Here is a 14,729-nt window from a genome sequence, read left to right as displayed (position 1 = left end):
TATGAAAAACAGACTTAAAATTATTACAATATTGCTAGTAGCCATAGCCATTTTATATGCATATCCACAGATGAAAAATGAAAATGAATATTTAGCATATATACCAAATGCAGGAGATGGAACTATATCTATTATTGATGTTTCAATAAATAAATTAATAGATGAAATAAAGATAGGAAATTCAGTATCCCATGGTATAGCAGTATCTTCTGATGGAAGCAAAATATATACTGGTAATATTGAAGATGGTAAGGTGTTTATTATAGATGTTAATAGTAAAGAAATTTTGAAAACAATAGATACTGGAAGAAACCTTCATGGAATAGATATTACTCCTGATGGAAAGTACTTATTCACTGCGAGTGGAGATTTGCAGGAGGGAGAAGAGTTTGATTATATCAATATTATAGACACGAAAGAGGATAAAATAATTAAAAGCATACGATCTAATGGTAAAAGTCCTTCTCATATAGATTTTACTAAAGATAGTAAGCTAGCATTTGTAAATAATGTAATGTCAGGGAATGTAAGCGTGGTAGATATAGAAAAGTTTGAAATAATATCGACCATCGATGTTGGACTAATTCCAAATGAGTCAGAGCTTTCACCAGATGACAAATATCTATACGTGGCTAATGTTCAAGATGGTACTATATCTGTTGTCGATGTAAAGGAAGGGAAAGAGATAGACAAGATAAAAGTAGGAGAGGGAACTCACGGTGTAGCTGTATCAAATGATGGAAAGTATGTATGGACTACAAATATGTACTCAAAAGATGTAAGTGTTATAGATATAGAAAATAGTAAAGTAATTAAAACAATAGAAACAGGTGGACAGGCTAATCATATTTCTGTATTGCCTAATAGTGACTTAGTCTATGTTTCAAATCTTGAATCAGAAGATATATCAGCTATTGATATGAAAAAATATGAAGTAATCAACACAATAAAAATAGGTAAGAAACCTCATGAAATAGAATTTGTAAGACTTAAATAAGATAAAAACTATACTTATAAAATATGGAGGTAGAAATTATGAAGAATGATAGACATGAACAAGGACATGGCAAACATATGCTTTTAATGTTACTTGGTTGCCTAATTCCTATAATGATAATTGCAGGATTAAGATACTTTAATATTGGAGGTCAATTTTTATCAAAACTTCCGATTTTCTTAATGTTTCTTATATGTCCTTTAATGCATATATTCATGATGAAGGGTATGATGGGACATGGCAATAAAAGTTGTCATGGAGGAATAGATAAAGAAAATAACAATGAACTAAAAGGATCTGATGAATAGAGTGGAGGGTATTATGTTAAAAGCAAGGAAGAAAGTTTTGTTTACACTTATAGGTATATTTATATTGTCAACATCTTTATTTATATATGAAATATTGGTTACACGACTTTTCTCTACTATGTTGTTGAAACACCTAGTATTTTTTACAATATCACTAGCTATTTTAGGTATAGGTGTTGGTGGATTTATTGTATATAAGTCAAAAGAAAAATTTCAATATGAGAATCTCTCTATACTATTAGGGCTGTTATATATTGGAGCTGTTGTCATGATTTATAAATTACCATATATTGAAATGCTTGCATTTTATATTTTGGTGTCAAGTCTACCTTTTGTTATAGGTGGGATGATTTTATCATTAGTCTTTCTAAAGAATAATAAGATAAGCAATAAGCTATATTTTGCAGATTTATTAGGTTCTACATTAGGGAGTATTCTGATAATTCCTTTGATGAATAGTTTTGGTTTTATAAAAACATTATTTATCATAAGTTCATTAGCTTTAATATCTAGTCTAATGTTTTCTTTAAGTTCTAATCTTAAAAAGAATAGGACAGTAATAATAGGAATTTTAGCTATGATAATAGCATTGATATTTGAAGGAAGTTTCTTAGATAGTTTGGAACTTAATTTTACGGCATATTTTACAAGTCCAATAACAGTGATAGACCATTTAAATAAGAAAAAAGATTCAGAAGTAAAAGTTCTTTATACAAAATGGGATTCTATTTCGAGAACAGATGTAGTAGATGGAAGTCAATACGAAAAGGTTATTATAACAGATGGTGGTGCAAGTGCACCAATGTTAAAATTTGATGGAGATCTAGAGAAAGTAGGATACTTAAGAGGTGAAATCGAATTTCTTCCATTTTCAATTGGGAACAATGATGATACGCTGATAATCGGATCTGGAGGTGGAAAAGATATTTTATTAGCACTTCTAGGTGGTAGCAAAAATATAGATGCAGTAGAGATAAATCCTTCAACAGTAGATGCTGCTAATAAATTTAAAGATTTCAATGGAGATATTTACAACCAAAAAGGAGTAAATGCATACATTGATGATGGGAGAAACTTTATAGAGAAAACAGATAAGAAATATAATAATATATATTTATCTATGGTAATGACCAATTCAGTTAATAATGGTGGACTTAGTATGTCTGAAAACTATATTTATACGAAAGAAGCATATGGAACTTATTTTGAACATCTAAAGGACGATGGATATTTAAGTTTTATGTTTCATGATGCCCAAGATATGTTTAAAGGAATTAATACTGGAATAGAAGTATTACTAGACATGGGGATTAAAAGGGAAGATATCCCAAATCACTTTGTTGTAGTTAATAATATTACATTAGATAAGGCTGAAGAACATAAAAATTATATAGATATGCCTATAGTAGTGTTTAAAAAACAGCCTTTCACAATTGAAGAAATACAAAATATTAATAATAGTACTAAGATACAAAATAGAGTGGTAGAAAACATACCACAAACAGTATATAGAGATGAATATTATAGATATAGTAAAGGAGAAATTGAATTATCAGATATTTATAAGGGAATACCATTTAATACAGTACCTTCAATAGATAATAAGCCATTCTTCTTTGACTATGGTAAAGGAATACCTCTAACTTTATTAACACTACTGGCTATAATGGTTTTAGCATCATGGATAATATATAAAAGGATTAGAGAAAGCGAAATTTACAAATCATCCCTTTACTTTGGAGCAATTGGTTTAGGTTTTATGCTAATAGAGATACCACTTATACAAAAGAGCATGTTGTTTTTAGGGAATCCTACTAAATCTTTTAGCTATATATTATTTTCTCTATTATTGAGCTGTGGAATAGGTAGCTACTTTAGCAACAAAAAAATATTTAATATTAAAATTAAACATAGACAGATAATATTTGTGATAATTCCTATTTTGACTATATTATTACAGATGGTTATACCACTTATGATAGATAAGTATAGGATAATAGAAGATAGTTTCAAACTATTAATATTAGCTGGATTGTTGTTCCCATTGGGTTTTTTCTTAGGAATGGCCTTCCCAAAAGGAATTACCAAATTAAATTTAAATAAACAAGAAAAACACATACCACTAATGTGGGGAATAAATGGAATAATGTCCGTCACAGGATCAGTACTAGCATTAATAATATCCATGAAAGTTGGTTTTACTGCTGCAAACTTAGCTGGAGGATTAGTATATTTAAGTATTTTTATTTTTGACTATTAAAAAAGGAAGAGACCTAGAGGAAGGATGACTTTATGAAAACAATATTAAACATAAGCCACTATTCCATAAATGTGTTTGGATTATTTATTGCAATAGGAATAATAGTTGGATACCTAATTACAATGAAAGAGGCTAAAAGAAAAGAGTTTTCTACAGATACTATTTCTGATTTGATCTTTTATGTAATCATATTTGGGATAATAGGAGCAAGGCTTTACTATGTATTAGTATTTAATCTAGATTATTATTTAAATAATCCAAATAAAATAATAGCAATTTGGGATGGAGGACTCTCAATACAAGGTGCATTAATTGGAGGGGGAATTGCAGCATTAGTATATTCTAGAAGAAAAGAGATAAACCTCTGGAGGGCAGCTGATATTATGGGCCCAGGAACAATATTAGGACAAGCCATAGGAAGGGTTGGATGTGATGTATTTGGAATTGCAATGAAAAACAAGTATTTCTGGGGAGTACTAAGAGGTAGTGAACTATTACATCCTGCTCAAATGTATGAATCAGTATTGAATTATATTTTGTTCGGTATATTATGGGCTCGAAGAAAGTCTGTTAAGTATGATGGACAACTATTTTTCACATATTTGATAGGATTTTCAATTAACAGATTTATAGTAGAGTTCTTCAGAGCTAACCCTATCTTTATAAAACCATTAACAGTTGCTCATGCAACTAGCGTTATATTGATAATAATATCAATTATCGCCTTAAGAATTTTGAAGAAGAAGGGCAACAATTCTGATAATATAAATGAAACTAGAATATTTAGTATCAATGTTGGAGAAATAGCAATAATTTTATCCATGATTATAGTTTCATTATTTCTTTATTACAATTGGATATGGAGGTAAAAATGGATAGTTAGTAATAGTCATAACTATAACTTCCTTTTATATTGATAGTGATAATAATACAGGCTAGAAAAAATAACAATGAGATAGATGTCGGTATATATATCTTTATTATCGACTATACTCACTAAGATGAAAATAACGAAAATGCTCTAGGATAAACTCCTAGAGCATTTCTATACATAAAGATATTTTCATAATTATCCTAACCTAGGATACTTTTCTTACTCATTTGCCTTTAAGCCCATTAATTAAACATCTTTTCATGTCATCAATATATTTTCTTAGTCTAGAGCAGTCAATTCATCAGCGACCTCAGTATTTCTTTTCTGCATATCCCTAATTTTATAAAGCTCAATTAATTTCTTTAATTCTTCCTGGCTTTCAGGAGATAGTTTATCTATTTCTTCAAACATTTTATTTGATGTAACATATTCTTCAGGTTTTTTTATGGAAAACCTAGAAGAATTTTTAATGTCAGTTCTTCCAAGAAGGTAATCTACGGAAACATTAAAGAAATCAACGAGTCTATTTATCATTTCAATATCTGGTATTCTTTTACCCAGTTCGTATTGAGATAAAGATTAGCTAGTAATATTTAATTTTTTAGCTAATTCCACTTGAGTAAGTTCTTTTTCTTCCCTAAGTTCTCTAAGTATATTTCCGAATTTCATAAGTATCCCTCTTTTAACATTTTGTTTATTCTAAATATAACATAACATACATATTTGGTATTATCTTTAAACAAAAAGACTAAAAAACGTTAATAAAAGCTTAACTTAAACAATGTATTTAAGTTATAATAATAGTATAACTCAACAAAGTGTTTAAAATGAATGAGGTAGATAATGTGAATATATTAAAAGAAACAAGGGAACAAAATAAATTAACTCAAACTGAAATGGCTAATAAACTTGATATTTCAGTACAAAGATATAATTCTTACGAGAGAAAGATATGATAGTATAAATGTAAAGAAAAATAATAATGAAAAGAGAGTTTATATAGGCATAGTTTTTCAGATTAACAATATAAAGTATTTTGCACCATTAGCTTCCCCTAGACCTAAGCATAGTAAAATGAAAGATAATATTGACTTTATTAAAATTAATAATGGTGAACATGGAGCAATCAACTTAAATAATATAATCCCAGTAGTTAATGAAGGAATAATTAATTACAATATTAATAAAGAGCCTAACATTACATATCGTAATTTATTATATCAACAAGTAGGGTTTATAAATAAAAATACAGAGAGAATAATTAATAATGCTAATAAACTTTATGAGAAGGTTACAAAATATAATACTTTTTTTAAATTCACGTTGTGCAAATTTCAAACTACTAGAAGAAAAATGCTTGGAATATCCAGTTTGTTTAGAAACACTTAAAGAAGTAGCAACTACTATAGATGAAGAGCTAGAGCAATAAATCTTTCATTACATAAGGAGAGAATATAATATGAAAGACTTATAGTTGATAGAAAAATAAATTGATGAAATTGAAAAATTGAGAGATTACTCAATTGGAGATTATATTAAAAACTTACCAGAGCCTAAAAAAAGATTAGTTATGAAGCAATATGAAAAAGAAAGCACTATTAGGCAGTGGAAGGCTATAGCAAATGAGAAATATTAATGAATTATACAGTTGAAAAATTATAATATGAAATAGAGATAGAAGAAGAGGAGCTAGAATTGTAGCTTCTTTTTTATTATAAAGGGGGAATTTGAATGAAAGAGTATACTATGAATTATTCAAATAACACTAAAAAGAATTTAGATGTAAAGGTTAAAATTAATAATGAACCTTCATTATTAGTAATTAGAAAGTTTTCTAGCTCTCTAAACCAAATTATTAATAATAATGAAAAGGAACGTATAGCTGATATTGCAAAGGTAAACTAATTTAGTGTTGGATGATAAGGTGGTGATGTAATAAAAACTGGCTCGATTAAACTTAAAGGTTTTTATATAAAATTTGTGGCTATTTATATCAGAAAATCAAGAGGAGATCTAGAGAAAGATCTTAAAAAACATAAATTAGTGTTAATAGATATATGTAAAAAAATGCTTGGAAATATGTATTATATGAAGAAGTTGAGTCAGGTGAAAGCATCAGTGTGCGGCCTGTGATGCAAAGATTGCTTAATGAATAATAAATGAGGTTTATGATGCTGTTTTAGTTATAGATATAGATAGACTAGGTAGAGGAGATATGGGTGATCAGGACACCATAAAGAAAGCTTTCGCTAAATCGGATACTCTAGTAATAACCGAAAATGAGATATATAATTTAAATGATGATAATGATGAATTCATATGAAATAGCTTATAAGCTAAGCAAAAAGCAGATACCAGATCCTAGAGGGGGAATATGGTATGGTACTACAGAATTTGAAGTATTACCTAAATCTGAATGGGTTATAGTTAATAACTGTCATGAAGCTGTTAAAACACAAGTAGAACATGAGAAAATACTTATATTTTTAAATAGATTAAAAAGAACAAAAAGATCTGTAGGAAAGAAACTTCCATTTACAGGTCTTATTAAGTGTGGAAAATGTAATCATACATTATCAATTATAGAAAGAAAAGATAGAAAAGGAACTTTAACAATTCAAACATGTTGGTACAAGGACGAATTTGGTAATAAGTGTGGTAATAGTGGTGGATTATTACAACTTATATATGATGTAGTGAATCGAGAATTAGAGAATTATGAAATTAAGATTCAGAACGAAGTTGATAAAGATGCTGATGCCGAAATAAATGAGATAACTAATATGATTAGCACTTATGAGAGTACAATAAAGTTAAAGCTTAATTCAATTACAAGGATACGGCAAGCATATGAAGCAGAAGCGTATACCTTAGACGAGTATAAAATAAGAAAAAAAACTGTTACTAAAGAAATTCATTTACTAGAAGATGAACTGAAGGTTTTAAAATATAGGTTGAAACATGCAAAAAGCTTAACTAATCAGCAGAGAATGAATTTAATTTATGAGTTTAAAAAGATTATTAAAAGTGAGAATCTTACCTATGAAGAGCAAAACGAATTATATAAATCAATTATAGAATCAATAGTTTGGAAAAGAGAAGGAGATAATATAGAAATAGAAGTTAACTTTATCTAGACAAACATTCCTTCATACATTACCTTATGAATGGGTATAATAAGAAAAATATTCTGAAGGGAGAGTGATGAAATGCCAAATACAGATTTTGTACCTAATAGATTGATCAATGAAAAATCTCCTTATCTTTTACAACATGCTTATAATCCAGTAGACTGGTATCCGTGGAATAAGGAAGCATTAGAAAAGGCTAAGGATGAAAATAAACCTATTTTTTTATCTATTGGGTACTCCTGATAGTGGTTAAAGAGAGCCACATGCCATTGGTGTCATTCCGATTACTATAACCGATAAAATCATTTTATTTCATAACATGTAATATTGGGAATGGTTTATTATATTTATATAAATTCTGATATTAATAAATCTTTGTAGCAAAAAAACTTTTTAATTAATATTAAATCATTAAACAGATTTACTTCATGTTTATAAATAGGAAATATACTCATATTTTGTTGTAATATTATAGGTATTATTGTATAATTCTAAGTAAATGGAAAATTTTGGATAACAATAAAAAATTGAAGATATTTTTGCTTAAAAATATAAAAACTTTGAAATTCAGAAGTTTTGCAAAAACTATAACATACTATATTTAAGGGGGGACATAGATGAAGACCGTGACACTAGACTCATTAATTCCACGGGAAGATTTTGAGATTATATCTACATTGGGGAGTAGTGGAAATACGCGAAATAAAGCCACTTTATCTATTGAGGATTTAAAGTATAACTCATTTTTCTTCTCAGCATTACGAAAACCAATATTTCAGCGTGAAACAAATGAGTGGAATACAGAAAAGGTATGTTCAATGATAGAAAGCTTTGTTAATGGAGAGTTAGTCCCAGCTATTATTTTGTGGAGAAATCAAGGTGGGTATATATTTGTAATAGATGGTGCTCATAGGTTAAGTAGTTTGAGTGCATGGATAAATGATGATTATGGGGATGGAAGTATTTCTTTAAGCTATTTTGGAAATTATATTTCACCTGAGCAGAAAGAAATAGCTCAAAAAACAAGAGATGTAGTAAATAAAACTATAGGTTCCTTTAAAGAAATATTGGAAATTAGTATGAATTGTATTATGGAAAATGATTCAAAGAAAAAAGAAATAGCTAAAAATCTAGGAGCCTTGGCATTACAATTACAATGGGTAGAAGGTGATGCTAATAAAGCAGAAGATTCTTTTTTAAAAATAAATCAATCTGCAACTAAGATAAGTGATGCTGAATTGGAATTAATAAAAAATAGAGAGAAAGCTTATGCAATTGCAGCTAGAGCTATAGTAAGAGCTGGTAAGGGATATCAGTATTGGTCAAAGTTTAGTGAATCAGGTCAGAATAAAATTTTAACATATTGTAAGAAAATTCATATGATTATGTTTGGTGAAGGAAAAAGTAATGCTGATGATATTAATTCACTAACTATTGGTGGACTGCAATCATCAAATTTGACACTTGATGTTGTAACACAAACAGTAAAAATATGTAATAATATAGATAGAATAGAAGATGCAAAAAAGGGAACTGAAGAAAATGTTGAGGAGTGTTTAAGAAATACATTATTGATTTTACAATATATTAATTCTAAAGAACTGTTTTCATTAGGAATTCATCCATTTATTTATTTTTACTCTGACATAGGAAAACATAAAGTGGCATCATATTATGGCTTTTTATTATTTATGAAAGAATTAATTGTGAAGAAGCAAATTAATTTATTTGTTAGCACACGAGGAATATTCGAACAAGTAATATATCAATATAGTTTTCTTGTTCAGCAAATTGTTAGGAAAAATAGGCAATCTAAAAGAGCCTATACACCAATAAAAGATTATTTTTTAGAAATAATGAACATAATAAAAGAAAATCCTTATTTTTCAGCTGAGGAAGTTGTAATGAAATTAAGGGAATCAGATAACTTTAAATATTTACAAATAGAAATAGTTGATAATGAAGTTGTTTCTGTAAAAAGTAATTTTTCAAGAGGAAAAAAACAACAAATTAAACTTAAAACGTTTGTTTCAACACTAGCTAAATGTCCTATTTGTAAAGGTTATATGGATAGCAAATCCATATCGGTTGATCATATACAACGAAAACAAGATGGTGGAAGTAATGCATTAGCGAATGGTCAAGTAACACACTTATATTGTAATACTACATATAAAAATTAGGTATGAACTAAATAATAGTATTGCTAATATAAATTTGATATTGAGGACTGTTGTATAACTAATTAAGTAGTTAGTTGTGTAGCAGTCTATTCTTTTTTAGATATAATAATCTAAAAGCAATATAGAAAGAATATAACAGTATAACTAGCCCAAGCAGAGTACTTAATCAGAAAAATGAAAAAAGCCTTTATCTTTTATAAAATGCATGCAAATCTATATAATGATGCCAGTGAAATGAGGAGGTTTTTAGAAAATAAAAAACGGAGGATAAACGAATCCTTATATCTATTAGGTATTTCTAACTATAAATATTTGTTATAATTTATAGGAAACCACAAGATTTAATCCTGCAGTTTTTCTTCCATCAAAATGCTATTCTAGTTTTAAAAAATTATGTGGATGAATGAGATATAGAGATTCATTTTTATAAAGAATAAATCAAAGTATTTTATTTTTTCTACTTGCCTATTATAAGGTTATAGTAGATTTAGTGAATAACTTTTATTGCTAGGTTAGAAAAGCATGTTGGGAACGGAGGAAACTTGATGAGAAAATTATTTAAAAAGGCAAAAGATTTCAATACACATAAACTTTATGAAATAAATGAATTTGTATTTGATGCAGATATAAAGAGAAATTTGAAAAAGCAAATAAAAAAATATAGAGATAAATTCGAACCACAATTTGATGAAAGTAACATAACGAATGATACTAGTATGATGCTTACGATGAAACCATTGATTGAAGAGCTTAAGTTTTACTATAATAATGACCTTTGTTTAGCAGTAGGAACAAGTCTTTCAATCGCTAAATTGAATAGATTTAATTTACGCACTTACTCATATTATTATGAAAATTCGTTATTTAGAATAGCATGTGCTTGGGAATATATTTTCATTGTGTTAAATGAATTCCTTCAAACAGGATTAGTTGTTGGTCGAGACCTTAAAGAGTGGATTGAGGAAGTTGCATATTATAAAATTGATTTTGTAGAATGCTATAATGGCTATAAGGTTATAACAACTAGATTGCCAGAAGAGACTATAGATGAAATAAGACCTAGAATTAAAAATAAGACAAAACTTTTCAATATATCGCATAAAAAAGATAGTAATTCATTTCTTAAAGCGTATAAGAAACAGTTTTCTAAGAATGATATGTTTCAGCAAATAATTGATACCTATAAGTCTGAAGAAGTAAAAGAAATATTCCAATTAAGGCATGAAGTTGTACATAGGAGACCATTAGGAGCAAAATTTTCAATTGCACCACTAGATTTTATACTAGGACAAGGTGTGAAGTGTAATCCTAATGGATGGAGCGATATTATAAGATTACCTGATTTATTAGAAAAAAATATTTATGCTCTTAAGTTTGCAATACAAAATTTGGTCAATATTATTTTTAACAATGATGTTCCAAAAAGTAAAGGTGGTAAGGACATAACCTTTTATGTTTATAAAGTTAGTTGTGTAAAATGTGAAAAAATATTTTTAATTAATGAATTAAAAGCAGATTGTTTTTTAAGTAAAAAGTTACTACTACTATGCCCGTTTTGTGGTGAGACAGATACTCAGATTGGCGACAGGCATGAGGTCCACGACAGATATTATTTTTCAAATATTAGAGAGTACAACGAAGACTTGTTTAAACATTGGTATTCTAAGATTGAAGATTTAGATAATAATGAACCAAATAATGAAGTAAATGAAGATGAAATACAGAATAAGTAAGTGACATGTTCGTGAAGTAGTAGAAGCAATTGCAAAAAAATTATTTTCTAGGTATTGCCGCGATGTATCGATCAACATGGAGCAAATTATCCAGAATGTGCCTTAATGATAGCAACAGACGAAAAATTCTTAAAGTATGCGTTAAAGGAAGTCAAGATGGTAGATAAGAATTAGCATAACCATATATGAAGAGTAGAGGTTATTATAGTGCGCCTGATATATGACTATCTAGACATAATTTAAAACCGTAATTAGATTTGTTCAATTTAAAGACATAGAAATAAGCAAACTGCTAAGAGTCTATTTGGCTATTTAATAGGAATTATAGAATCATTAATAAGTGGTAGTAGATAGAATGCTATGTACGGACATTAACCGACTTACAGACATTTGAAATAAATAGCTTAAGAGTATTAGGGGTTAGCTTGTAAATTATTTCTTTTATTTTCAGTTTATGATTAAAATTATCTGTTGGGCTAGCTATATTTAGAACAATAAAAAGGTTTAAGATTATTGGGGAGGGAAAATAGATTTAGGTTGAGAAGAAGCTCAGAAATACTGCCAGTCTTTTTTAGACAAACACTCGAAAACATGGATTTAGATGAGTTTCCAGACTCTTGTTTTCTAAAAAACTTTCCTAGGGGATGCTGTAGTGATACTTGTGATCTTCTATCAAAGTTTTACGCTTCTAATGGAATAAAAACATTTTATGTTTGGGGTATGTATGAGGAACGAACTCACGCATGGCTTAAATATGAAGACTATATTATTGATATTACAGCAGATCAATTTTTAGATGTAAATGAGAAAGTTATTGTAACAAAAGATAAGGGATGGCATTCTAAATTTAAGAATCAAATTGAAAGGCATCATGATTTTGAGAACTTTAATACATATAATAAAAGCAGGCTAGGATAGATTTATAAAAATATTATTCATAGAGTTTCTAATAATATGGATTATAAATTAGGAGTTAAATAGTTCATAAGTGATGAATAGATGTTCAGCGATGATTTAATAAATGAGCTATTTAGGAATTACATTATATATAAGAACTGTATATTATCCAGCAGTGATGAAAAATATTTAAGGAATGTTGATACGCCGTCTTGATATATGTTGTTATTTAGCTAAGGTAAAAAGGATATTTTATATCGGTAATAATTCTATAAGTATGTCAAAGAATTTTTTCGTGAAGGCAAAATACAAAAGGATCTAGAGATATCACAGATAACTTTGGCATTATATCAAAGCAAATATTAAATTGAAGAAATTTCACTCATTCTAGAGCTATGCGAAAACTAATATTAGCTAATATTATAGATACCATTTTGGGGTAACTTGGAAAATAAAATGGATGATTTTAGAAAAGGAGCGTTAACTCAGTGGAGTATTAGTGAGTTGGAATATTCTTTTAGTCTACAAATCACAATGAAAAAAGCCTACCAATCAAAGACTCATCACTTATTTGAATTTTATTATTGCTATAAGCTAAATCCCAAATTAGCAATATACTAGATTGCAGAGTTTTAGTTATAGTTTATGATGTTTATTTTCTATAGATTTAATTGAACACATGAAGTTAATTGGTATAGGTAATTTTAAAATAATTCACAGTTTCTTATGTTGCAGTACATTTTGGTATAAAGACATTTTTCCAACTAACAAATATTATGTGGAAAATAGGAACAATTATATAGGTGAATTTGATAAAAGAAATACTCTGAAAAGTAAATGTACTGAAGCTATTAATTAGAGCAAGAGGTTTTAGTGATTAATGTATTATGAAGGTAGTTTTTATAAGGTAACGAACATATAGAAGAGAAGGGGAAATATTTATGGGAAGAAAGTTAAGGAAAGCATTGTTTAATAGTAAAGAAATTAAAATAGAAGAAGCCTCCGAAGATATGAGAGGAAATTTGAAATGCCATATATGTAATGTGGAGTTAACCTATGTAAAAGGATATAAGAAAGAAATTAATGAGAAGACTTACTACATTAATCCTTATTTTAGGTTAAAAAGCAAGGAGAATGATCATTTATTAGAGTGTAAATATAATACAGAAGGTTGTTTGACAATAATGGCAAAAGAATCTAGTGACAAAATATTAGAGGATTTAGGATTAGGCAAATTTAATTTTAGACTTCATTTAATTTCAGAAAGCTTACGAGAAACTGGAAAAGCTGGGATCAAAGAAAACGGCTTGGGAGAAGATAGCACTAGTCAGAAATCAAAAGAAAAGGAATATAAGAAAAAAGAAGAGAGACTAGATTCTTATTTGTCAACTATGAAAAAAATAATGGAATTAAGGAATGCTTTAGAAGAAAATAAGGATATCAGTTCCAAAGTAACTTTAGAATTTTATAATAGTACTCTAAATAAAAAACAAAAAATTAATTGGAATAATTTTTATTACGAGATAGATGATTATGGTGCTTGCTACTTATATGTTAAAAACAAAAGACCTCAACATCCAATTTGTATAGCTGGGAAGATAAGAAGTATAACAGAACCAAAACCTGAGTATGACTTTTATTCAATAAAGCTTGAATCTCCAAAACCTGTGCAAGAAGAAGGGGCTTATAAAGTACCAGCAATAGAAATAAAAGTCCAAAATAAGAAATTAAATGATATGATCAGGAATCAAGTAGGAAAAAATATTTTAATTTACTGTAACTTCTGGGCATTAGAGCCGCAGACTTGGAAAGAAGATAAGTACTATTTTTTAAATATCAAAGGAAGTTTAGTTCATAAAAATCAAATTCTAATATTTGAAGAAAAAGATATTGAATAGGCGGTTCTGAAGAATTAATAACTGCATGAAGCTAATAGATACTTTTAGCTTCTAGTGTAAAGTTTTGTGGCAATTGTTATGGAAATGGACAAGAATATTAACATGAAAAGTAATAAAGTTAATGTTGTACACGAGAATTGATAAGGATAATATAAAAATCAAAATTGAATATAGGTGAAAAATGAAAGATTACTAACTAATTATAGTAATCTTTTTTATTTAGGATATAATACATAGAAATACAATATGAAAGGTGGTGGTATTATGGCTAAAGATAAAATACCTAATCGATTGATTGATGAAAAGTCTCCTTATTTATTACAACATGCTTATAATCCAGTTAACTGGTATCCTTGGATACCAGAAGCATTTGAAAAGTCCCAAAATGAGGATAAACCAATATTTCTTTCGATTGGGTATTCCTAGATATAAATACTTGTTGCCATTG

General features: G+C 28.1%; 15 protein-coding genes and 2 pseudogenes. 16 read left to right on the top strand and 1 reads right to left on the bottom strand.

Translation table 11 applies throughout. The features are described from left to right. Position 1 precedes the first annotated feature (1 nt). Genes KQI38_RS15825 through lgt form a run of 4 tightly spaced genes read left to right on the top strand, consistent with a single transcriptional unit; the run spans position 2 to position 4,434 of the window. On the top strand, positions 2-997 hold the full coding sequence (locus tag KQI38_RS15825; protein ID WP_216561115.1) for an amine dehydrogenase large subunit: 996 nt from the start codon (positions 2-4) through the stop codon (positions 995-997). A gap of 38 nt (positions 998-1,035) precedes the next feature. Beyond that, on the top strand, positions 1,036-1,305 hold the full coding sequence (locus KQI38_RS15820; protein WP_216561113.1) for a DUF2933 domain-containing protein: 270 nt from the start codon (positions 1,036-1,038) through the stop codon (positions 1,303-1,305). A 13-nt stretch (positions 1,306-1,318) separates the two neighbouring features. After that, the gene (locus KQI38_RS15815; protein WP_216561111.1) at positions 1,319-3,565 is read left to right on the top strand and encodes a spermidine synthase family protein; all 2,247 of its coding nucleotides are present in this window, start codon (positions 1,319-1,321) and stop codon (positions 3,563-3,565) included. A gap of 32 nt (positions 3,566-3,597) precedes the next feature. Next, positions 3,598-4,434, top strand: a complete 837-nt coding sequence (lgt, locus tag KQI38_RS15810; protein ID WP_216561109.1) for a prolipoprotein diacylglyceryl transferase — start codon at positions 3,598-3,600, stop codon at positions 4,432-4,434. A gap of 284 nt (positions 4,435-4,718) precedes the next feature. Here the strand turns inward: lgt and KQI38_RS15805 are convergent. After that, positions 4,719-5,108: pseudogene (locus tag KQI38_RS15805) on the bottom strand (helix-turn-helix domain-containing protein). A gap of 158 nt (positions 5,109-5,266) precedes the next feature. On the opposite strand from KQI38_RS15805, the gene KQI38_RS15795 reads away from it, so the two are divergent. The 12 genes and pseudogenes from KQI38_RS15795 (at position 5,267) to KQI38_RS15750 (ending at position 14,707) form a co-directional block, all read left to right on the top strand. Then, complete coding sequence (locus KQI38_RS15795; RefSeq protein WP_256312364.1) at positions 5,267-5,395, top strand: helix-turn-helix domain-containing protein; 129 nt, start codon at positions 5,267-5,269, stop codon at positions 5,393-5,395. Beyond that, positions 5,349-5,717: pseudogene (locus KQI38_RS22850) on the top strand (type III toxin-antitoxin system ToxN/AbiQ family toxin); the annotation flags it as partial. The gene KQI38_RS15795 and the pseudogene KQI38_RS22850, both read left to right, overlap by 47 nt. Positions 5,718-5,721: 4 nt before the next feature. Beyond that, positions 5,722-5,868 carry a hypothetical protein gene (locus tag KQI38_RS22045; protein WP_246565884.1) on the top strand — a complete coding sequence of 49 codons (147 nt, stop codon included), beginning with the start codon at positions 5,722-5,724 and terminating at the stop codon, positions 5,866-5,868. Positions 5,869-5,946: 78 nt separating this feature from the next. After that, positions 5,947-6,075, top strand: coding sequence for a hypothetical protein (locus KQI38_RS22415; RefSeq protein ID WP_256312365.1), 129 nt, complete (start codon positions 5,947-5,949; stop codon positions 6,073-6,075). A gap of 95 nt (positions 6,076-6,170) precedes the next feature. Next, positions 6,171-6,344, top strand: a complete 174-nt coding sequence (locus tag KQI38_RS15785; RefSeq protein WP_216561101.1) for a hypothetical protein — start codon at positions 6,171-6,173, stop codon at positions 6,342-6,344. A gap of 404 nt (positions 6,345-6,748) precedes the next feature. Continuing rightward, positions 6,749-7,576 carry a recombinase zinc ribbon domain-containing protein gene (locus tag KQI38_RS15780; protein WP_216561099.1) on the top strand — a complete coding sequence of 276 codons (828 nt, stop codon included), beginning with the start codon at positions 6,749-6,751 and terminating at the stop codon, positions 7,574-7,576. Positions 7,577-7,648: 72 nt separating this feature from the next. Further along, positions 7,649-7,813, top strand: coding sequence for a DUF255 domain-containing protein (locus KQI38_RS15775; protein ID WP_216561097.1), 165 nt, complete (start codon positions 7,649-7,651; stop codon positions 7,811-7,813). Positions 7,814-8,187: 374 nt separating this feature from the next. Next, a complete protein-coding gene (locus KQI38_RS15770) occupies positions 8,188-9,753 on the top strand; it encodes a GmrSD restriction endonuclease domain-containing protein (RefSeq protein WP_216561095.1) in 1,566 nt (521 codons plus the stop codon). A 545-nt stretch (positions 9,754-10,298) separates the two neighbouring features. Then, complete coding sequence (locus tag KQI38_RS15765) at positions 10,299-11,486, top strand: hypothetical protein (RefSeq protein ID WP_216561093.1); 1,188 nt, start codon at positions 10,299-10,301, stop codon at positions 11,484-11,486. A 537-nt stretch (positions 11,487-12,023) separates the two neighbouring features. Next, positions 12,024-12,404: a hypothetical protein gene (locus tag KQI38_RS15760; RefSeq protein ID WP_216561091.1), complete on the top strand. Its 381-nt coding sequence runs from the start codon at positions 12,024-12,026 to the stop codon at positions 12,402-12,404. 920 nt (positions 12,405-13,324) lie between these two features. Next, positions 13,325-14,281, top strand: coding sequence for a hypothetical protein (locus KQI38_RS15755; protein WP_216561088.1), 957 nt, complete (start codon positions 13,325-13,327; stop codon positions 14,279-14,281). Between the two features lie 264 nt (positions 14,282-14,545). Continuing rightward, the gene (locus tag KQI38_RS15750; protein WP_216561085.1) at positions 14,546-14,707 is read left to right on the top strand and encodes a DUF255 domain-containing protein; all 162 of its coding nucleotides are present in this window, start codon (positions 14,546-14,548) and stop codon (positions 14,705-14,707) included. The last annotated feature ends 22 nt before the right edge of the window (positions 14,708-14,729 follow it).

Origin of the sequence: Tissierella carlieri (assembly GCF_018917285.1) — a bacterium.
In the GTDB taxonomy this organism is placed as follows: domain Bacteria; phylum Bacillota; class Clostridia; order Tissierellales; family Tissierellaceae; genus Tissierella; species Tissierella carlieri.
This window is presented reverse-complemented; position numbering and strand designations above follow the sequence as displayed.

Bases quoted from the DNA above. Each gene is read 5' to 3' on its own strand.
- KQI38_RS15825 (WP_216561115.1), top strand. From the start codon at position 2: ATGAAAAACAGACTTAAAATTATTACAATATTGCTAGTAGCCATAGCC.
- KQI38_RS15820 (WP_216561113.1), top strand. From the start codon at position 1,036: ATGAAGAATGATAGACATGAACAAGGACATGGCAAACATATGCTTTTA.
- KQI38_RS15815 (WP_216561111.1), top strand. From the start codon at position 1,319: ATGTTAAAAGCAAGGAAGAAAGTTTTGTTTACACTTATAGGTATATTT.
- lgt (WP_216561109.1), top strand. From the start codon at position 3,598: ATGAAAACAATATTAAACATAAGCCACTATTCCATAAATGTGTTTGGA.
- KQI38_RS15795 (WP_256312364.1), top strand. From the start codon at position 5,267: ATGAATGAGGTAGATAATGTGAATATATTAAAAGAAACAAGGGAACAA.
- KQI38_RS22045 (WP_246565884.1), top strand. From the start codon at position 5,722: ATGAGAAGGTTACAAAATATAATACTTTTTTTAAATTCACGTTGTGCA.
- KQI38_RS15785 (WP_216561101.1), top strand. From the start codon at position 6,171: ATGAAAGAGTATACTATGAATTATTCAAATAACACTAAAAAGAATTTA.
- KQI38_RS15780 (WP_216561099.1), top strand. From the start codon at position 6,749: ATGAATTCATATGAAATAGCTTATAAGCTAAGCAAAAAGCAGATACCA.
- KQI38_RS15775 (WP_216561097.1), top strand. From the start codon at position 7,649: ATGCCAAATACAGATTTTGTACCTAATAGATTGATCAATGAAAAATCT.
- KQI38_RS15770 (WP_216561095.1), top strand. From the start codon at position 8,188: ATGAAGACCGTGACACTAGACTCATTAATTCCACGGGAAGATTTTGAG.
- KQI38_RS15765 (WP_216561093.1), top strand. From the start codon at position 10,299: ATGAGAAAATTATTTAAAAAGGCAAAAGATTTCAATACACATAAACTT.
- KQI38_RS15755 (WP_216561088.1), top strand. From the start codon at position 13,325: ATGGGAAGAAAGTTAAGGAAAGCATTGTTTAATAGTAAAGAAATTAAA.
- KQI38_RS15750 (WP_216561085.1), top strand. From the start codon at position 14,546: ATGGCTAAAGATAAAATACCTAATCGATTGATTGATGAAAAGTCTCCT.